This window comes from Streptomyces corynorhini (assembly GCF_003346515.1).
Taxonomy (GTDB): domain Bacteria; phylum Actinomycetota; class Actinomycetes; order Streptomycetales; family Streptomycetaceae; genus Streptomyces; species Streptomyces corynorhini.
This window is the reverse complement of sequence record NZ_QQNA01000104.1, coordinates 1-19,557: the sequence shown is the minus strand read 5'-3', so window position 1 is coordinate 19,557 and position 19,557 is coordinate 1. Positions and strand designations below refer to the sequence as shown.

General features: G+C 69.9%; 13 protein-coding genes, 1 tRNA gene and 1 pseudogene. 9 read left to right on the top strand and 6 right to left on the bottom strand.

What is annotated here, in order from left to right; genetic code table 11:
* Positions 1–17 precede the first annotated feature (17 nt).
* Positions 18–830: pseudogene (locus DVH02_RS14935) on the top strand (ATP-dependent helicase C-terminal domain-containing protein); the annotation flags it as partial.
* A 75-nt stretch (positions 831–905) separates the two neighbouring features.
* Here DVH02_RS14935 and DVH02_RS14930 read toward each other — a convergent pair.
* Entirely contained in the window at positions 906–2,633 is a 1,728-nt protein-coding gene (locus DVH02_RS14930; RefSeq protein ID WP_114624306.1) for a lytic transglycosylase domain-containing protein, read from the bottom strand.
* A 181-nt stretch (positions 2,634–2,814) separates the two neighbouring features.
* Complete coding sequence (polA, locus tag DVH02_RS14925) at positions 2,815–5,526, bottom strand: DNA polymerase I (RefSeq protein WP_114624305.1); 2,712 nt, start codon at positions 5,524–5,526, stop codon at positions 2,815–2,817.
* 198 nt (positions 5,527–5,724) lie between these two features.
* Here polA and DVH02_RS14920 point away from each other — a divergent pair, with 198 nt between their 5' ends.
* The 7 genes from DVH02_RS14920 (at position 5,725) to DVH02_RS14890 (ending at position 14,931) form a co-directional block, all read left to right on the top strand.
* On the top strand, positions 5,725–8,103 hold the full coding sequence (locus DVH02_RS14920; protein ID WP_114624304.1) for an FdhF/YdeP family oxidoreductase: 2,379 nt from the start codon (positions 5,725–5,727) through the stop codon (positions 8,101–8,103).
* Complete coding sequence (locus tag DVH02_RS14915; protein ID WP_114624303.1) at positions 8,096–8,575, top strand: PaaI family thioesterase; 480 nt, start codon at positions 8,096–8,098, stop codon at positions 8,573–8,575. The genes DVH02_RS14920 and DVH02_RS14915 overlap by 8 nt, the downstream gene beginning before the upstream one ends.
* A 623-nt stretch (positions 8,576–9,198) precedes the next feature.
* Entirely contained in the window at positions 9,199–10,440 is a 1,242-nt protein-coding gene (locus DVH02_RS14910) for a branched-chain amino acid ABC transporter substrate-binding protein (RefSeq protein ID WP_114624302.1), read from the top strand.
* Positions 10,441–10,551: 111 nt separating this feature from the next.
* Positions 10,552–11,481 carry a branched-chain amino acid ABC transporter permease gene (locus tag DVH02_RS14905; RefSeq protein ID WP_114624301.1) on the top strand — a complete coding sequence of 310 codons (930 nt, stop codon included), beginning with the start codon at positions 10,552–10,554 and terminating at the stop codon, positions 11,479–11,481.
* Positions 11,482–11,486: 5 nt separating this feature from the next.
* Positions 11,487–13,286: a branched-chain amino acid ABC transporter permease gene (locus DVH02_RS14900; protein ID WP_114624300.1), complete on the top strand. Its 1,800-nt coding sequence runs from the start codon at positions 11,487–11,489 to the stop codon at positions 13,284–13,286.
* A 5-nt stretch (positions 13,287–13,291) separates the two neighbouring features.
* Positions 13,292–14,218, top strand: a complete 927-nt coding sequence (locus DVH02_RS36745; protein ID WP_114624307.1) for an ABC transporter ATP-binding protein — start codon at positions 13,292–13,294, stop codon at positions 14,216–14,218.
* Positions 14,215–14,931 (top strand): ABC transporter ATP-binding protein, encoded by a 717-nt coding sequence (locus DVH02_RS14890; RefSeq protein WP_114624299.1) that lies wholly within the window; start codon positions 14,215–14,217, stop codon positions 14,929–14,931. Before DVH02_RS36745 ends, DVH02_RS14890 begins: the two co-directional genes overlap by 4 nt.
* Positions 14,932–15,285: 354 nt before the next feature.
* Here DVH02_RS14890 and DVH02_RS14880 read toward each other — a convergent pair whose 3' ends face one another.
* Together DVH02_RS14880 and DVH02_RS14875 are read right to left on the bottom strand one after the other, a co-directional pair.
* Positions 15,286–16,182 (bottom strand): esterase/lipase family protein, encoded by an 897-nt coding sequence (locus tag DVH02_RS14880; RefSeq protein ID WP_114624297.1) that lies wholly within the window; start codon positions 16,180–16,182, stop codon positions 15,286–15,288.
* Between the two features lie 163 nt (positions 16,183–16,345).
* Positions 16,346–16,999, bottom strand: a complete 654-nt coding sequence (locus tag DVH02_RS14875) for an ANTAR domain-containing response regulator (RefSeq protein WP_114624296.1) — start codon at positions 16,997–16,999, stop codon at positions 16,346–16,348.
* A gap of 93 nt (positions 17,000–17,092) precedes the next feature.
* Here DVH02_RS14875 and DVH02_RS14870 point away from each other — a divergent pair.
* Positions 17,093–17,175 (top strand) — tRNA-Leu (locus DVH02_RS14870).
* 112 nt (positions 17,176–17,287) lie between these two features.
* On the opposite strand, the gene pyk is transcribed toward DVH02_RS14870, so the two are convergent.
* The gene (gene pyk / locus DVH02_RS14865) at positions 17,288–18,721 is read right to left on the bottom strand and encodes a pyruvate kinase (protein ID WP_114624295.1); all 1,434 of its coding nucleotides are present in this window, start codon (positions 18,719–18,721) and stop codon (positions 17,288–17,290) included.
* A 120-nt stretch (positions 18,722–18,841) separates the two neighbouring features.
* The coding region (locus DVH02_RS14860; RefSeq protein WP_147286060.1) for an SIMPL domain-containing protein at positions 18,842–19,557 on the bottom strand (716 nt) is incomplete at its 5' end.

Here is a 19,557-nt window from a genome sequence, read left to right as displayed (position 1 = left end):
GTCCTCGTCGATGACGGCGGCCCGCCGGTGCCCCTTCGGCGCGCATCCGGCTGGCCGCCGTCATCGACGAGGACACGGCGCGGGAGGGTGCCGGGCGGCTGCGGGTGGCGGGCGAGGAGGTCCGCTGGGAGGCGGGCGAGGTGGTGGCCAGGCGGGTGGAGCGGCTCGGCGCGGTCGAGCTGTCGGCGCGCGCCCTGAAGGTGCCCGCTCCGGAGCTGGTGCGGGCCGCCCTGCTGGACGGGTTGCGCGCCGAGGGGCCGGAGTTGCTGCGCTGGACGCGGGAGGCGCGGGCGCTGCGTGAGCGTCTCGGGTTTCTCCACCGGGAGCTGGGGGGCGGCTGGCCGGATGTCTCGGACGCGGCGCTGGTGGAGCGCGCCGACGCGTGGCTGGAGCCGGAGCTGTCGCGGGCCCGCCGCCGCGCGGATCTGGCCCGGCTGGAGGCGGGGCAGGCGCTGACGCGGCTGCTGCCCTGGGCGACCGGTGAGGCCGCGCGGCTGGACGAGCTGGCTCCGGAACGTATCGAGGTGCCCAGCGGATCGCGCATCCGGGTGGAGTACGGCGGGCCGCAGCCCGTACTGGCGGTGAAGCTCCAGGAGTTGTTCGGGTTGCGTCAGACGCCGAGGGTGGCGGGCGAGGCGGGCGTTCCCGTGCTGGTGCATCTGCTGTCCCCGGCGGGGCGCCCGGCCGCGGTGACGGCCGACCTGGCGTCGTTCTGGCAGGACGGCTACCGGGCCGTACGGGCGGAGCTGCGGGGCCGCTACCCGCGCCATCCGTGGCCGGAGGATCCGTCGACGGCGGTGGCGACGCGGCGTCTGAACAGCCGACGCTGACCGTCGGGGGCGTGCGCCGTGCCGCCCCGGCCGGTCAACCGGTCGGGGCGGGGCGGGGCCGGTACCGCGTGCGGGTCAGGCGACCTTCAGCTCGATGGTGAGCGTGGCGCCGCCCTCGGTTTCGAGGCGGAGCAGATAGGTGCCCGCCGCGTCGGCCGCGTAGAGCCCGGGGAGCCGGAGGACGCCGTCGGCGTCGGTCCTCAGCTCGGTGAGCGTCCGCAGCGCGGCGCCGTTCGCGTCCTTGAAGTAGGGCCCGGCCGCGGGCGCCGTGGCGTCGGTCGCGGACGTGATCACCGCCGCGCTCACCGCCACCTGACCGGCGGCGGCCCCCTGGTAGGTGGCCTTGACCTCGACCGGGGAGGCGAACTCCGTACCGGGCGCCGCCGTGAGTTCCTGTGTCGTGGTCCTGGCGAGGGCGTCCGCCCGGCGGGCCGTGACGCTCGCGGCGAAGTCGACGGGGGCGACGCCGGGCACGACGGCGGTCGCCCGGATCGTGAAGTCGCCCGTGCGCTCACCCGCCTGGAGGGCCGGTGCGCTCGCCGTGCCCGTCACGCCGGTGACGTCCACCGAGGTGGTCAGGCCCGTCACGAACCGGGCGTCGGTGTCGCCGACGATCTCGAACCTGACGACCGTCTTGGCCACCGGCTTGCCGGCCGCGTCCACGGTGCGCACGGCCGCCTGCTGGGCGAAGCGGCTGCCCGCGACGGCGGTCAGCGGCGCCGTCCCGGTCTTCTCGATCCGCGTGGCGACCGGCTTGGGGGCCGGGGTGGTGGGGCTCCCGGAGTCGCCCGGGGAGGGGCTGGTCGTACCGCCGCCGGGCCGGGTCGGCTTCGAGGTGCCGGGGGAGGTGCCGGGCTTGTCGGGCGAGGGGCTCGGGCTGGGGCTGGTCTTCGGGCCGGTGCTCGGGGACCCGCTCGGCTTCGGCGTGCCGGGCGTGCTGGGGGCGGTGACGGTCGGCGATGCCGACGGGGAGAGCGGGCCGGTGGACACGGGCACCGTGCCGGTGCCGACCGGCGTCTCGTACGCACCCTTCTTGTAGTACTGGAACCAGCTCAGGACCGTGTTCAGATACTCACGGGAGTGGTTGTAGCCGAGGATCGCCCGGTGCAGGTCCTCGTCGATGGAGAGATCACGCTGTCCCGCGCACAGGTAGTACGCGGCGGCCAGCGCCGCGTCGAAGATGTTGTTGGGGTCCTTGACGCCGTCGCCGTTGCCGTCCTTGCCCCAGGTGCGCCAGGTCGAGGGGATGAACTGCATGGGACCGACGGCGCGGTCGTGCTTCGCGTCGCCGTCGAACTCGCCGTTGTCGGTGTCGGAGATGTTGGCGAATCCGACACCGTTGAGCACCGGGCCGAGGATCGGCGCGAGGGTGGTGCCGTTGTCGTCGACCTGGCCGTCGCGCGCGTGGCCCGACTCGACCTTGCCGATCGCGGCGAGCAGCTGCCAGGGCAGATTGCAGCCGGGCCTGGTCTCCGCGACGGTCTGCTCGGCGCGCTGGTACGCGGAGAGCACCGTGGCCGGTATGTCCGCCTCGGCCGCGGCCACCGCCGTCCCCGTACCCGGGAGGTCCACCGAGGTGCCCGGCTTGTCGGGCGTCGTCAGCGGCGGAAGTTCCGTGTAGTACGAGGAGTTGCCCGACACCGGTGTCCCGGGCGGCGGCGTCACATCGGCCGCGTGGCTGCCCCCCGCGTCGACGGGGAGGGCGCCCGGTGCCTGCGAGGCCGAGAGCGCCGCGATCGCGACGGCGGCCACGGCGGTGGTCGTCGCTCCTTTGCGCAGTCGACTGCCGAATAGCGCTGCCATGGTCTGGGCCCCTCCCCGTGGTGGCTGTTCGCGCTCCCCGCGCGAGGACTCAGGCGACCCTATGTCAACTCCTGGCCCCGGCACACGGGTCGGTGCCCGGCTTTCACCAGTTCGCCACCTGGACGTCGCCCGGTTGCGGGAAGCCCTGTCGCACCCGGGCTTCCCGCAAGGCGATTTCCGGTCAGTGCGCCGCCGACTCCCAGTCCGCGCCGACGCCCACCGAGACATCCAGCGGCGCCCGCAGCTCGACCGCGCTCGGCATCTCCCGGCGCAGCAGCTCCTCCACCCGCTCCCGCTCGCCCGGGGCGATCTCCAGGACGATTTCGTCATGGACCTGGAGCAGCATCCGGGAGGTCAGACCGGCCTCGGTCATCGCCCGGTCCACCTTCAGCATGGCGACCTTGACGATGTCCGCGGCGGTGCCCTGGATGGGCGCGTTGAGTGCCATCCGCTCCGCCATCTCGCGCCGCTGGCGGTTGTCGCTGTTGAGGTCGGGCAGATAGCGGCGGCGGCCGAGCATCGTCTCCGTGTAGCCGGTGGCCCTGGCCTCCACCACGGCGCGCTGCAGATAGTCCCGCACCCCGCCGAAGCGCTCGAAGAAGGTGTCCATCAGCGCGCGGGCCTCGCCCGCCTCGATGTTCAGCTGCTGGGAGAGACCGAACGCCGAGAGCCCGTAGGCCAGTCCGTACGACATCGCCTTGATCTTGCGGCGCATCTCCGGATCGACGGCCGACTTCTCCACTCCGAACACCTGCGAGGCCACCGTGGTGTGCAGGTCCTCGCCGGAGGTGAACGCCTCGATCAGGCCCGCGTCCTCGGAGAGGTGGGCCATCACGCGCAGCTCGATCTGGCTGTAGTCCGCCGTCATCAGCGACTCGTAGCCCGCGCCGACGACGAAGCCGCGTCGGATGGCCCGGCCCTCGTCGGTGCGCACCGGGATGTTCTGGAGGTTCGGATCGGTGGAGGAGAGCCGGCCCGTCGCCGCCACCGTCTGGTTGAACGTCGTGTGGATACGGCCGTCCTCGGCGATCGACTTGATCAGGCCCTCGACCGTGACCCGCAGCTTCGCCTGCTCGCGGTGGCGCAACATGATGACCGGCAGCTCGTGCTCGGTCTTGGCGGCGAGCCAGGCCAGCGCGTCCGCGTCCGTCGTGTAGCCCGTCTTGGTCTTCTTCGTCCTGGGCAGTCCCAGCTCGCCGAAGAGGACTTCCTGGAGCTGCTTGGGCGACCCGAGGTTGAACTCGTGCCCCACCGCGGCGTGGGCCTCCTTCACGGCCTGCTGCACCGCCCCCGCGAACTGCCCCTCCATGGCCTCCAGATGGGCCCGGTCGGCGGCGATGCCGTGGCGCTCCAGCCTGGCCAGCAGCGCCGAGGTGGGCAGCTCCACCTCGTGCAGCAGCTCAGAGGCCCCGACCTCGCCCAGCCGCTCCGTGAACGCCCCGCCCAGGTCGAGGACGGCGCGGGCCTCGCTCATCAGCGCGTCGGCCTCGGCCTGTTCGTCGCCGCCGAAGGCCAGCTGCCCGTCGGCGGAGGCGGCGGGCGCCAGCTCACGGCCGAGGTACTCGATCGCCAGGGCGTCCAGGGCGAACGAGCGCCGGCCCGGCTTGACCAGGTAGGCGGCCAGCGCGGTGTCCATCGTGACCCCGTCGACCCGCCAGCCGTGCTCGGGCGCGACGCGCATGGCGCCCTTCGCGTTGTGCATGACCTTCGGGTGCCGCGGATCGGCGAGCCAGCGCGCGAACGCCCGCTCGTCCGGCTCGTCCAGCCGCGTGGGGTCGAACCAGGCCGCGGCGCCCCCGGCCGCCGCCAGCGCGACCTCGGCCACGCTGCCGGTACCGAGCGACCAGGCGTCGACCGTCGCCACGCCCAGCGGCTGCGCGCCGTGCTCGGCCAGCCAGGGCGCCAGCTCGCCCGACTCCAGGACCTTGCCGTCCAGCTCGACACCGGCGGCGGGCGCCGGAGCCTCCTCGGCCACCGCTCCGGGGTCCACCGCGAGCAGCCGCTCGCGCAGGCTCGGGTTGCGGATCTCCAGGACCTCCAGCACGCCGGTCACCGCCGCGCGGTCGTACGGCGCGCGCTCCAGCTCCCGCGGCGTCTTGGGCAGCGCGACATCACGCACCATCTCCGTGAGCCGCCGGTTGAGCTTGACCGACTCCAGGTGATCGCGGAAGTTCTGCCCGGCCTTGCCCTTCACCTCGTCGGCGCGCGCGACCAGCTCGTCGAACGAACCGAACTGATTGATCCACTTCGCGGCGGTCTTCTCCCCGACCCCCGGGATGCCGGGCAGATTGTCCGACGGGTCGCCGCGCAGCGCGGCGAAGTCGGGATACTGCGCCGGCGTCAGCCCGTACTTCTCCTGGACCTTCTCGGGGGTGAAACGGGTCAGCTCCGAGACGCCCTTCGTCGGATACAGCACCGTCGTGTGCTCGCTGATCAGCTGGAACGAGTCCCGGTCCCCCGTGACGATCAGCACTTCGAACCCGGCGGCCTCCGCCTGGGTGGCGAGCGTGGCGATCACGTCGTCCGCCTCGAAGCCGTCGATCGCGAAGCGGTCCGCGCTCATCGCGTCCAGCAGCTCACCGATCAGCTCGACCTGCCCCTTGAACTCGTCGGGCGTCTTCGATCTGTTCGCCTTGTACTCCGGGAACTCCTCGGAACGCCAGGTCTTGCGCGACACGTCGAACGCGACGGCGAAATGCGTGGGCGCCTCGTCACGCAACGTATTCGCCAGCATCGACGCGAAGCCGTAGATGGCGTTCGTCGGCTGGCCCGTCGCCGTCGTGAAATTCTCCGCGGGCAGCGCGAAGAACGCCCGGTACGCCAAGGAGTGCCCGTCCATGAGGAGCAGGCGAGGACGGTTGTCTGCGGTCTTCTTCGATGCTGTCTCAGCCACGTACCCGATCCTGCCACGCCCCACTGACAATCCGGACCGACGGACCGCACCGCACCGCCCCGCCGACCGCCCCGCACCCGTCACCCGCCCCGCCCCGGTGCCCCTCACCGGTGACCCGTGACAGGATCGGGTACGTATACGGGTGCGAACCACGGATACGGAACGTACACGCAGCGCACAGGCCCGAAGGAGAGCGCGATGGCCACCAAGCCGCCCGCAGGAGATCCGGTCCAGGACGCCCCCCGCGTCGCGGCCCCCCAACACGCCGCCGCGGGACTCCCCGCCATCGCGCACACCCTCAAGATCGCCCAGGAACAGATGGGCGTGATGCGCACCGCGAGGACCCTGCTCAAGGTCAACCAGAAGAACGGCTTCGACTGCCCCGGCTGCGCCTGGCCCGAGGGCGACCACCGGCACACCGCGGAGTTCTGCGAGAACGGTGCCAAGGCCGTCGCCGAAGAGGCGACCCTGCGCCGGGTCACCCCGGAGTTCTTCGCCGCGCACCCCGTCTCCGACCTCGCCACCCGCAGCGGCTACTGGCTCGGACAGCAGGGGCGCATCACGGAGCCGATGCTGCTGGAGCGCGACGCCGAGGGCGGTGCCGCCGACCACTACACCCCCGTGAGCTGGGAGCGCGCCTTCGCGATCATCGCCGAGGAGCTGACCGCGCTCGCCTCCCCCGACGAAGCCCTCTTCTACACCTCGGGCCGCACCAGCAACGAAGCCGCGTTCCTCCTCCAGCTGTTCGCCCGCGAGTACGGCACGAACAACCTGCCCGACTGCTCCAACATGTGCCACGAGTCTTCCGGCTCGGCGCTCTCGGAGACCATCGGCATCGGCAAGGGCAGCGTCTCCCTCGAAGATCTCCACCAGGCCGATCTGATCATCGTCGCCGGGCAGAACCCCGGCACCAACCACCCCCGGATGCTCTCCGCGCTGGAGAAGGCCAAAGCGGCCGGGGCGAAGATCATCTCGGTCAACCCGCTGCCCGAAGCCGGTCTGGAGCGCTTCAAGAACCCCCAGACGCCGCAGGGCATGATCAGGGGCGCCGCGCTCACCGACCTCTTCCTCCAGATCCGCATCGGCGGCGACCAGGCCCTCTTCCGCCTGCTCAACAAGTTGATCCTGGAGACACCCGGCGCCGTCGACGACGCCTTCGTACGCGAACACACCCACGGCTACGACGAGTTCACCACGGCCGCCAAAGACGCCGACTGGGACGAGACCCTCGCCGCCACCGGCCTGGACCGCGGCCACATCGAACAGGCCCTGGCCCTGGTCCTCGCGTCCGAGCGCACCATCGTCTGCTGGGCCATGGGGCTGACCCAGCACAAGCACTCCGTGCCGACCATCCGCGAAGTCGTCAACTTCCTCCTGCTGCGCGGCAACATCGGCCGCCCCGGCGCGGGCGTCTGCCCGGTACGCGGCCACTCCAACGTCCAGGGCGACCGCACCATGGGCATCTTCGAACGGCCCGCCCCCGCCTTCCTCGACGCCCTCGACAAGGAATTCGGGATCACCTCGCCCCGCCACCACGGGTACGACGTCGTACGGTCCATCGAAGCCCTGCGCGACGGCAAGGCCAAGGTCTTCTTCGCCATGGGCGGCAACTTCGTCGCGGCGACCCCCGACACGACCGTCACCGAGGCCGCGATGCGCCGCGCCCGCCTCACCGTGCACGTATCGACCAAGCTCAACCGGTCGCACGCCGTCACCGGCGCCCGCGCGCTGATCCTGCCCACCCTGGGCCGTACCGACAAGGACGTCCAGGCGGGCGGCCGGCAGGTCGTGACCGTCGAGGACTCCATGGGCATGGTGCACGCCTCGCGCGGCAACCTCCCGCCCGCGAGCCCCCGTCTGCTCTCCGAACCCGCCATCGTCGCCCGGCTCGCCCGCGCCACCCTCGGCCCCGCCTCCCGCACCCCCTGGGAGGAGTTCGAGAAGGACTACGCGCGCATCCGCGACCGCATCGCCCGCGTCATCCCCGGCTTCGAGGACTTCAACGCCCGCGTCGCGCGCCCCGGCGGCTTCGCCCTGCCGCACGCGCCCCGCGACGAACGCCGCTTCCCGACCGCCACCGGCAAGGCCAACTTCACAGCGGCGCCCGTCGAGTTCCCGGCCCTGCCGGAAGGCCGCCTCCTGCTGCAGACCCTGCGCTCGCACGACCAGTACAACACCACCATCTACGGTTTGGACGACCGCTACCGGGGCATCAAGGACGGCCGCCGCGTCGTCCTCGTCAACGCGCGGGACGCCGCCGAACTCGACCTGGCCGACGGCTCCTACACCGACCTCGTCAGCGAGTGGAAGGACGGCGTCGAGCGCCGCGCCCCCGGCTTCCGCGTCGTCCACTACCCCACCGCGCGCGGCTGCGCCGCCGCCTACTACCCCGAGACCAATGTGCTCGTCCCGCTCGGCGCCACGGCCGACACCAGCAACACACCGGCCAGCAAATCCGTCGTGGTCCGCTTCGAGCCGGGCCGACGCGTCACCGAGGACTCCCGGAACAACGGGCACAGCGGGCACAGCGGCAACAGCACGCACACCACCACGTCATCGGAGCCGGGCCATGGGTGAGCAGACCACCGTCAAGTTTCCGCAGCGGATCATCGACGAGTACACCGCGCTCGGCATCGACCTGACCTCGCTCTTCTCGGCCGGCCACCTCGGCACCCGGATGGGCGTACGCATCGTCGAGGCCGCCCCGGAACGCGTCGTCGGCACCATGCCCGTCGAGGGCAACACCCAGCCGTACGGTCTGCTGCACGGCGGCGCCTCCGCCGTCCTCGCCGAGACCCTCGGCTCCGTGGGCGCCATGCTCCACGGCGGCGCGGGCAAGCTCGCCGTCGGTGTGGACCTCAACTGCACCCACCACCGGGGCGCCCGCAGCGGACTGGTCACGGGCGTCGCCACGCCCGTCCACCGGGGACGCTCCACCGCGACGTACGAGGTCGTCATCACCGACGAGCAGGACAAGCGGGTGTGCACCGCCCGGCTCACCTGCATGCTGCGCGACTCCCCCGCGCCCGCGACCGGCGAGACCAGGTAAGCGGAACGAGGTCACGGCATCCCCCACGGGGACCGGCATCCCCCCACGGGGCCCGGCATCCCCCACGGGGACCGGCATCCACGGGCCCGGCGCGCACACCGCGCCGGGCCCGTTCGCACGCCGCGCCGCCCCTACCCGCACGCCTCTTGTAAGCACCGGGAACACCACCTACGGTGCCCCCATGAGCCGGGCAGAAGGGATGAATCCCGGCCCCACTCCACACGGCACACATCACACCCGATGTCACTCTGTGTAACATCGGCGTGAACGAAAAACCGGGCACGCACTCCACAACCACACCCTCGCTGCCCGCTTCCCCGCTCCTTCATGCCCGATTGGCCATGTCAGTACCAAAAACCCTCAAGTCCCTTAGCGGAACTGCGGGTTCTCAGCATGCGGTCATTCCGGAAGGCGCACAAAAGCCATATCCCGACCCGCGAGGTCGGGCTATGCGACTCTTGTCATAACAAGACAGTCACATCCTGCTCTCACCGCTCCACACCTTCCCCACCTGCGCTTAGAGTCACGCCCAGTCACCGCGCCACCGGATTACCTTCAGTTCGGTTCCAGCGCTCGACTCGGCGCCCCAGCAGGGGCCGCCGCGTGCCAGGGGAGGACTGCTCGTGCGTCACCGTTCCTTGTTCATCATCACCACTGCGGTCACCGCAGGGGCTCTCACACTGTCCGCCTGCGGATCCCGCGGCGACAGTGACGGAGGCAGCAGCGGCGGCGGCGACACGACCACCGTCGTCATCGGCCTCGACGCTCCGCTCTCCGGCGACCTCTCGGCGCTCGGCCAGGGCATCAAGAACTCCGCCGACCTCGCCGTCAAGACCGCCAACAAGAACAAAGAGGTCCCCGGGGTCACCTTCAAGCTCGAGCCCCTCGACGACGTGGCCCAGGCCGCCACCGGCCAGCAGAACGCCACCAAGCTCGTCGGCGACAGCAAGGTCATGGGCGTCGTCGGCCCGCTGAACTCCGACGTCGGCCAGTCGATGCAGAAGGTCTTCGACTCCGCCAACCTCGCCCTGGTCTCGCCCGCCAACACCAACCCCTCCCTCACCCAGGGCAAGGACTGGCAGACCGGCAAGAAGGTGCGCGGCTCCAAGACCTACTTCCGCACCTCGACAACCGACGCCGTCCAGGGCCCCTTCGCCGCGCGGTACATGTACAACAAGAAGAAGCTCAAGAAGGTCTACGTCATCGACGACAAGAAGACCTACGGAGCCGGTCTCGCCGCCACCTTCGCCGGCGAGTTCAAGAAGCTCGGCGGAACCGTGGTCGGCACCGACCACATCAACCCCGAGGACAAGGACTTCTCGGCCGTGGCGAGCAAGGTCGCCGAGGCCAAGGCCGACTTCGTCTACTACGGCGGCGAGTACCCCGCCGGCGCCCCCCTGGCCAGCCAGATCAAGAACGCCGGCGCCAAGATCCCCACCGTCGGCGGCGACGCGCTCTTCAGCGCCGAGTACGTCAAGCTCGCCAAGAAGAACGCCGAGGGCGACATCGCCAGCTCCGTCGGCGCTCCCCTGGAGACCCTCGACACCGCCAAGAAGTTCATAGCCGACTACGACGCGGCCGGTTACAAGGACGCCTACGAGGCCTACGGCGGCTACGCCTACGACTCCGCCTGGGCCATCATCCAGGCCGTGAAGGCGGTCGTCGAGGGGAACGACGGCAAGCTGCCCGAGAGCAAGGACGCCCGCGGGAAGGTCGTCGCGGCCCTCCAGGACGTCACGTTCGACGGCGTCTCCGGCTCCGTCGGCTTCGACGAGTTCGGCGACACCACCAACAGGCAGCTCTCCCTCTACGAGGTCAAGGACGGCAAGCACGTCGCCGTCGAGGTAGGCAAGTTCGAGGGCTGACCCGGCCACCCGGCCACCGCCCGTACACACCAGTACACCCAGACCGCGCGGGGGGCGTCACAACGCCCCCCGCGCGGCCGTATCTGACAACACCCACTCGGAGGCCCCGCGGTGAACGATCTGCCGCAGCAACTTGCCAACGGCCTGCTACTCGGCGCGCTGTACGGACTCATCGCAATCGGTTACACGATGGTCTATGGCATAGTCCAGCTCATCAACTTCGCCCACGGCGAAATATTCATGATCGGCGGCTTCGGCGCGCTGACCGCATTCCTGATCCTCCCCACCGGCACCAGCCTCCTGATCGCGCTGCCCGTCATGATCCTCATGGCCATGGCCTGCTCCGTCCTGGTCGCCATGGGTGCCGAACGCTTCGCCTACCGCCCGCTGCGCGGAGCCCCCCGACTCGCCCCGCTCATCACCGCGATCGGCCTGTCCATCGCGCTCCAGCAGGCCATCTGGGCGTTCTACCCGGACGCGAAGAAGGCTCGCCCCTTCCCCGAATTCGAAGGGCCCCGCTTCGACCTCGGCGCCTTCACCATCGGACGCGGTGACCTCTTCCTGCTCATCGCCGCCCCCGTCTGCATGATCGCCCTCGGCGTCTTCGTGTCCAAGACCCGCACCGGCCGCGCCATGCAGGCCACCTCGCAGGACCCGGACACCGCCAAGCTGATGGGTATCAACACCGACCGCATCATCGTCACGGCCTTCGCCATCGGAGCCGCCTTCGCCGCCATCGCCGCCGTCGCCCACGGCCTGCGCTACGGCAACGTCGACTTCCGCATGGGCTTCATCGCCGGACTCAAGGCGTTCACCGCCGCCGTCCTCGGCGGTATCGGCAACATCTACGGCGCCATGATCGGCGGCCTCGTCCTCGGCCTCGCCGAGGCCATGGCCACCGCCTACATCGAGAACATCCCCGGCATGTCCCAGCTGGGCGGCGGAGCCTGGAAGGACGTGTGGGCCTTCGTCCTCCTCATCCTCGTACTGCTGCTGAGGCCCCAAGGCCTACTCGGCCAACGAGTAGCGGACAGGGCGTGACACCCATGACGACGACAGCGCAGCAGACGAGCCCCCCGGCCGCCCCGCGGCCCACACCGGCGATCATTCCCCTGCCCCCCGCCACGGCCCGCGCGGCCACCGGCATCGGCGCCCTCCTCACCCTCGCGAGCACCTTCCTCGCCTGGACCTGGACCGCCGAATTCCCCGGCGACCTCACCGTCAACGGCTACCCCGGCGGCCTCCAGGTCCTCACTCTCATCGGAGCCCTCCTCACCCTCGTCTTCACCCTCTCCGCCTTCGGCGTCCGCGGCCTCGGCTGGCTCACCCCCGGCGGCAAGAACAGCGCCATCCTGCTGTTCGCCCTCGGCACCTTCGCCACCACCTGGTACGCGATCATCGCCATCGCGGTGAACCTCGGCGGACTCGCCAACCTCGAACCCGGCGGCTTCATCGCCGCGGTCGCCGCGCTCCTCACCCTGGTCGCGGCCCTCGGACTCCCCAGCGACGTCCCCCTCGACGGCGACATCGAGACCGTCACCCCCTGGAAGCGGTTCACCCAGGCATTCAAGGCCCCCACGCCCGAACCGGCGGCGCCGCTCCCCTCCTGGGCCGAAATCCTGATCATCGCCGTCTCCTTCGGCCTCGGCCTGTTCATCTTCACCTACGGCATCGACACCGAGTACGCGGAACTCTTCATCGGCTTCATGCTGATGGTCTGCTTCGGCGCCACCGCCGTCTCCCGCGCGGGCCTCAACCGACGGCTCGCGAGCTACACCGCCACACACAAGAACGTCACCGTGACCGCGGCCTTCGTCGCCGCCTTCGCCTTCCCGTTCACCCAGACCAACGACGCCTACGCCACCATCGGCGCGAACATCCTCATCTTCGCCACCGTCGCGCTCGGCCTCAACGTCGTCGTCGGCCTCGCGGGACTCCTCGACCTCGGATACGTCGCCTTCCTCGGCGTCGGCGCCTACACCGCCGCACTCGTCTCCGGCTCGTCGTACTCCACCATCGGCATCCACCTGCCCTTCTGGGCCGCCGTACTCGCCGGCGCCGCCGCCTCGCTCATCTTCGGCATCGTCATCGGCGCACCCACGCTGCGGTTGCACGGCGACTACCTCGCCATCGTCACCCTCGGCTTCGGTGAGATCTTCCGTATCGCCATGCAGAACATGGACGGCACCTCGGGTCCCAACATCACCAGAGGCCCCAACGGCATCCCCGACATCCCGGACCTGGAAATCTTCGGCTTCAACCTCGGAGAACCGCACACCGTCCTGGGCGTCGAACTCGGCAAGTTCTCCAACTACTACCTGCTGATGCTGTTCTTCACGATCATCGTCGTGACCGTCTTCCGCCGCTCCGACCAGTCCCGTATCGGCCGCGCCTGGGTCGCCATCCGGGAGGACGAGACCGCCGCGCGGGCCATGGGCATCAACGCCTTCCGGCTCAAGCTCCTCGCCTTCGCCCTCGGTGCCACCCTCGCCGGCATGGCCGGCACCGTACAGGCGCACGTGACCACCACCGTCACACCCACCCAGTTCAAGTTCGTGGAGGCCGTGCCGCCCAACTCCGCCTTCCTCCTCGCCGCCGTCATCCTCGGCGGCATGGGAACGGTCAGCGGGCCCCTCATCGGCGCCTCGCTCCTCTACCTCATCCCGGCCAAGCTCCAGTTCATGTCGGACTACCAGCTGCTGCTCTTCGGCGTCGCCCTCGTCCTGCTCATGCGATTCCGCCCCGAGGGCCTCATCGCCGACCGCAGGAAGCAGCTCGAATTCCACGACACAGGCCAACTCGACACGCCCAAGGGCGATATCGGCCTCAGCAAGGCGGGGGTGTGACCCACATGACCACCGACACCACCACCGTGGCCACCGGCACACCCATACTCCACGCCTCCGGCGTCACCATGCGCTTCGGCGGACTCACCGCCGTACGAGACGTCGAACTCAGCGTCAACAGCGGTGAGATCGTCGGCCTCATCGGCCCCAACGGCGCCGGCAAGACCACCTTCTTCAACTGTCTCACCGGCCTCTACATACCCACCGAGGGCACCGTCTCCTACAAGGGAAACGTGCTGCCCCACAAGTCCCACCTCGTCACCCAGGCCGGGATCGCCCGCACCTTCCAGAACATCCGGCTCTTCGCCAACATGACCGTCCTGGAGAACGTCCTGGTCGGCCGCCACACCCGCACCAACGAGGGGCTCTGGTCGGCGCTCCTGCGCACCCCCGGCTTCAAGCGCGCCGAACGCGCCTCGGAAGCCCGTGCCATGGAACTCCTGGAGTTCACCGGCCTCGCCCACAAGCGGGACCACCTCGCCCGCAACCTCCCCTACGGCGAGCAGCGCAAGCTCGAAATCGCCCGCGCCCTCGCCAGCGAGCCAGGACTCCTCCTCCTCGACGAGCCCACCGCCGGCATGAACCCGCAGGAGACCCGGGCCGCCGAGGAACTCATCTTCGCCATCCGCGACCAGGGCATCGCCGTCCTCGTCATCGAGCACGACATGCGGTTCATCTTCAACCTGTGCGACCGCGTCACCTGCCTCGTCCAGGGCGAAGTACTCGTCGAAGGCAGCCCCAGCGTCGTCCAGAGCGACGAACGCGTCGTGGCCGCCTACCTCGGCACCCCCTTCGAAGGCGCCCCGGGCGCCGAAGAAGTCGCCGAGGTCAACGCGGCCGAGGCGGCCCAGGCCGACGACGCCGCGCACACCAGCGCCCCGGGCACCACCAGCACCACCAGCACCACCGGTACGGAAGGGGACGCGAAATGACCGCACTCCTGGAGGTCGAGGACCTCAAGGTCGCCTACGGCAAGATCGAGGCCGTCAAAGGCATCTCCTTCAGCGTCGAAGCGGGCCAGATCGTCACCCTCATCGGCACCAACGGCGCCGGCAAGACCACCACCCTGCGCACCCTCTCCGGCCTCCTCAAGCCGGCGGCCGGACACATCACCTTCGACGGAAAGCCGCTGGGTGCCGTCCCCGCCCACAAGATCGTGGCGCTGGGACTCGCCCACTCCCCCGAAGGCCGCCATATCTTCCCCCGGCTCACGATCACCGAGAACCTCCAGCTCGGAGCGTTCCTGCGGACCGACAAGGCCGGTATCGAAAAAGACATCCAGCGCGCCTACGAGCTGTTCCCGATCCTGGGCGAACGGCGCAAGCAGGCAGCCGGTACCCTCTCCGGCGGCGAACAGCAGATGCTCGCCATGGGCCGCGCCCTCATGTCCCAGCCCAAGCTGCTCATGCTCGACGAGCCCTCCATGGGGCTCTCCCCGATCATGATGCAGAAGATCATGCAGACCATCGTGGAACTCAAGGCCGAGGGCACGACGATCCTCCTCGTCGAACAGAACGCCCAGGCCGCCCTGTCCCTCGCCGACCAGGGCCATGTCATGGAAATCGGCAAGATCGTCCTCTCCGGCAGCGGTGACGACCTCCTGCACGACGAATCCGTGCGCAAGGCCTACCTCGGCGAGGACTGACCCCGGCGGCGACCTCGCGAAGAGGCCCGGTGCACCCGCTCCCACGCGGCTGCACCGGGCCTCTCGCCGTCTACGAGGTCACGAGGTCACGACGCCGCAGGCACGACGCCACAGGACGGCGACGCCACGACCGGACAGCCCGCGATCAGCCCGCGATCAGCCCGTGGTCAGCCGTGGTCAGCCGTGGTCGGCCCGCGAGCCCGTGGCCAGCTGGGCAATCGGTCCAGAATCCAGCGCCCCAGCTCCTCCGACATATGCGCGTGCGGCTCGTTCGACGGGGACAGCGAGAACTCGTCCAGCTCGCTCTCGCCCGGATCCGTCTCGTCGATATCGCGGTAAAGACTCTGATCGCTGTCAAGATCCCCGATCGCCACCGCGCTGACCGGGGGAACGAAGTTCACACTCCGATGCGCCACCTCGGTCTTCCCGGTCAGCTTCAGGCTGTCCCCCGCGATCCCGAACGACTCCAGCGTCCCGCCCGGCGCACCGTCGATGTCGGGCAGCCCATCGGTCGACACCGTCTTCTTCCGCAGCACCCCTTGCGACTGCGCCACCTGTCGCGGCCACCTGTCGCGCCGTACCCGACGACTGCGTCCACAGAGTCGTCCCCGCGAACCAGCCGCTCGTGACCTGCAACGCCTCCACGCCGGGCGGCACGCCGTTCCCCAGACCGTCGCCCGTGCCGTTGGCCACCCCGAGCAGCCGGGGCCGCCGCGGCCATGAGCCCACGTTCCGCAACGCGTCGAGGAACTCGGTGCGCAGCGGATCCTCGGCCGGTGCGCCCTCCACCGTGGAGATATGGCGCCACAGCAGCTGCCGGGCGGCGGGGCTGTTGATCTGCCGCGACAGCGCGGGAGTCGCGGTGAGGAAGTGCGCCAGCGCCTGGAGACCGATCGGGACCCAGGCGCCGCGGTGCGGCGTGTCGAACGAGAGATAGACCGCCGTCTGGTGATCGACGTTCTCGTGCTCCCGCTTGGCCAGGGCGTAGCGCGTGACCAGTCCGCCCATGCTGAACCCGCCGACCAGCAGCGGCGCGTTCCCCAGCCGCTCGGCGATCGCCCGCAGCACGGCCCTGGTGGCGACCTCGGCGTTGTCGAGGATCGAGGCGCTGCGGTTCTCGTAGCCGATCAGGACCAGGTCACGGCCGGTGCGGCGCAGCTCGCTGACGAACGCGAAATCCCTGCGTTCCAGCCCCTCCCAGAGCCCGTCCAGGCTGCTCGGGCCGGTCTCAAAACCGTCGGAGAGCAGCACGGGACGGGTCAGGTGGTTGTTCCCGTCGCCGTAACAGACCCACGCCCAGGGCGCGCAGACCGCGGTCTCCGCGCTGAACAGGGATCACTCTGACGTCCGAAGATCGATTCCGGCACGCTCACGGGGGATACGTCACCCGGTCGAGTGACGCGCCGTCCCGGGGCTACTGGCCCTTGGTCGCCTTCTTCTCGGCCGCGTCCTCGATGACCGCCTCGGCCACCTGCTGCATCGACATCCGCCGGTCCATCGACGTCTTCTGGATCCACCGGAACGCCGCGGGCTCCGAGAGTCCGTACTGCGTCTGCAGCACCGACTTCGCCCGGTCCACCAGCTTGCGCGTCTCCAGCCGCTGCGACAGATCCGCGACCTCGCGCTCCAGCGTCCGCAGCTCCGCGAAGCGCGACACCGCCATCTCGATGGCCGGCACCACGTCGCTCTTGCTGAACGGCTTCACCAGATACGCCATCGCCCCGGCGTCCCGGGCCCGCTCCACCAGGTCGCGCTGCGAGAACGCGGTGAGCATGAGGACGGGCGCGATGGACTCCTCCGCGATCTTCTCGGCGGCGGAGATCCCGTCCAGGACCGGCATCTTCACATCGAGGATGACCAGGTCCGGCCGGTGCTCCCGGGCCAGCTCCACGGCGCGCTCGCCGTCTCCGGCCTCACCGACGACCGAGTAGCCCTCTTCCTCAAGCATCTCTTTGAGGTCGAGGCGGATCAGGGCCTCGTCCTCTGCGATGACGACTCGCGTCGTCAGCGGCGGGACGTGCGACTTGTCGTCATCGTCTACGGGCTGGGGCGACTCGGGGGCGGTCACGGGGGCTCCTCGTTCCAGGCAGGGTGCTGCTCCCCATGAGCCTACCGAGCGGCACCCGCGTCTGCTGACCCGGTACACTTCTGCCATCGCCGGGCCGGGTTGGTGGAACGGTATACACGGAGGTCTCAAACACCTCTGCCCGAGAGGGCTTGCGGGTTCGAGTCCCGCACCCGGTACTGACCAGAAAGCGGATGTTCACGTTCTCGTGAACATCCGCTTTTTCGCACCCTGTGCGTTCGCCGCTTCACCCAGGGTGTTCCCATGAGGCGGCGCGCCTGCCCGCCTCCGCTACTTCGGGCTGTCGTCCTCGCCGATGTGGTGGACCCGGACCAGGTTCGTGGAGCCCGCGACCCCCGGCGGGGAACCGGCCGTGATCACGACGATGTCGCCCTTCGCGCAGCGGCCGATCCTGAGGAGCTGGTCGTCGACCTGGTCGACCATGGCGTCGGTGGAGTCGACGTGGGGGCCGAGGAAGGCTTCGACGCCCCAGGTGAGGGTGAGTTGAGCGCGGGTGGCGGGGTCGGGGGTGAAGGCGAGGAGCGAGATGGGTGAGCGATAGCGGGAGAGGCGTTTGACGGTGTCGCCGGACTGGGTGAAGGCGACGAGGAATTTCGCGCCGAGGAAGTCGCCCATTTCGGCGGCGGCGCGGGCGACGGCGCCGCCCTGAGTGCGAGGTTTGTTGTTCTCGGTGAGCGGGGGGAGACCTTTGGCGAGAATGTCCTCTTCCGCGGCTTCCACGATGCGGCTCATGGTTTTTACGGTGCCGATGGGGTATTTGCCGACGCTGGTTTCGCCGGAGAGCATGACGGCGTCGGTGCCGTCGATGACGGCGTTGGCGACGTCGGAGGCTTCGGCGCGGGTGGGGCGGGAGTTCTCGATCATCGAGTCGAGCATTTGAGTGGCGACGATGACCGGTTTGGCGTTGCGTCTGGCGAGTTTGATGGCGCGCTTCTGAACGATCGGGACTTGTTCGAGGGGCATTTCGACGCCGAGGTCGCCGCGGGCGACCATGATGCCGTCGAAGGCGGCGACGATGCCGGCGATGTTCTCGACGGCCTGGGGTTTTTCGATCTTGGCGATGACGGGGAGCCGTCGCCCCTCCTCGTCCATGACGCGGTGGACGTCGTGGATGTCGGAGCCGGTGCGTACGAAGGAGAGGGCGAGCGTGTCGGCGCCGGTACGCAGGGCCCAGCGGAGGTCTTCGATGTCCTTGCCGGAGAGGGCGGGCACGGAGACGGAGACGCCGGGGAGATTGAGCCCCTTGTGGTCGGAGACCACGCCGCCCTCGATGACGAGGGTGTGGACGCGGGGGCCTTCGACCGAGGTGACTTCGAGGGTGACCCTGCCGTCGTCGACGAGGACGCGTTCGCCGGAGGTGACGTCGCCGGCGAGTCCCGCGTAGGTGGTGGAGCAGGTGTGACGGTCGCCCTGGTGGGGTTCGGTGGTGATGGTGAATTCGTCGCCGCGTTCAAGGAGTACGGGGCCTTCGCGGAAGCGGCCGAGGCGGATCTTCGGGCCTTGAAGGTCGGCGAGGATGCCCACACTGCGGCCGGTTTCCTCGGCGGCTTTGCGTACGCGGTGGTAGCGCTCCTCGTGTTCGGCGTAGGTGCCGTGGCTGAGGTTGAGGCGGGCTACGTCCATTCCGGCTTCGACCAGGGCTTTGATCTGGTCGTACGAGTCGGTGGCTGGCCCCAGGGTGCAGACGATCTTCGCTCGGCGCATATATCGAGCCTAGAGCTTACCGATGGGTAGGTAATTGGTCCCGCATGACTACTCAACCACCTTCGCGTGAAAGGTTATTGACAAGTGTTGAATTGTGCGCGGGGGCGCTCCTTTGAGCGTTCAGCCGTTCAATTTGGGCGGGGTCATGATGAATCGCGCATTGACCTGGGCATGGACCCGCTGTCGCTGCGGTTCGAGGTCGAGCGCGGGCGCGTCGGTCTGCTCCGCCGCCCCGTACGCGGACCGGGCGCGCGGCGAGCCGGGTGCGGGCGGCATGCCGTAACCGGCGGTGCTCTCCGCCCCGAGGTCGGCCAGCTCGACCAGGGCGGCGAGGCGGGCGTCGAGCGCCTCGGCGTATTCGCGGGCGCGCTGGACGGCGTCCCGTACGGCTTGACGCCTGGCGGTGGCGTGGGCCGGGGAGTCGGGGCGCAGGGACCACCAGGGCCCGTCGACGCGGGTGAGTTCGTGGTCGGCGAGGCGGGTGGTGAGTTCACCGAGGGCGGTGAAGTCGGTGAGTTCGACGGTGAGGTGGACTCGGCCGTGGTAGGCCCGGACGCGCTCGCCACGGCCGTGTTTGGCGAGTTCTGGGGTGATGGAGAAGGATCCGGTCTCCAGCTTCTCGATGGCGTCGCCGTAGCCCTTGATCAGGGCGATGATCTGCGTGTTGCGCCGGGTGAGGTCGTCGAGGGCGGCCCGGCGGTCGGTGCCGCGGGCGGCGACGGTGACGGTGACGCGGGCGAGTTCGGGGTCGACTTCGAGTCGCGCTTCGCCCCGGACGGCGACGCGGGGCGCCTCGGGGGTGCCGTGGGCCGGGGTGGGGGCGGCGGAGTCGGTGG

Bases quoted from the DNA above. Each gene is read 5' to 3' on its own strand.
- DVH02_RS14930 (WP_114624306.1), bottom strand. From the start codon at position 2,633: ATGGCAGCGCTATTCGGCAGTCGACTGCGCAAAGGAGCGACGACCACC.
- DVH02_RS14920 (WP_114624304.1), top strand. From the start codon at position 5,725: ATGGCCACCAAGCCGCCCGCAGGAGATCCGGTCCAGGACGCCCCCCGC.
- DVH02_RS14915 (WP_114624303.1), top strand. From the start codon at position 8,096: ATGGGTGAGCAGACCACCGTCAAGTTTCCGCAGCGGATCATCGACGAG.
- DVH02_RS14900 (WP_114624300.1), top strand. From the start codon at position 11,487: ATGACGACGACAGCGCAGCAGACGAGCCCCCCGGCCGCCCCGCGGCCC.
- DVH02_RS36745 (WP_114624307.1), top strand. From the start codon at position 13,292: ATGACCACCGACACCACCACCGTGGCCACCGGCACACCCATACTCCAC.
- DVH02_RS14890 (WP_114624299.1), top strand. From the start codon at position 14,215: ATGACCGCACTCCTGGAGGTCGAGGACCTCAAGGTCGCCTACGGCAAG.
- pyk (WP_114624295.1), bottom strand. From the start codon at position 18,721: ATGCGCCGAGCGAAGATCGTCTGCACCCTGGGGCCAGCCACCGACTCG.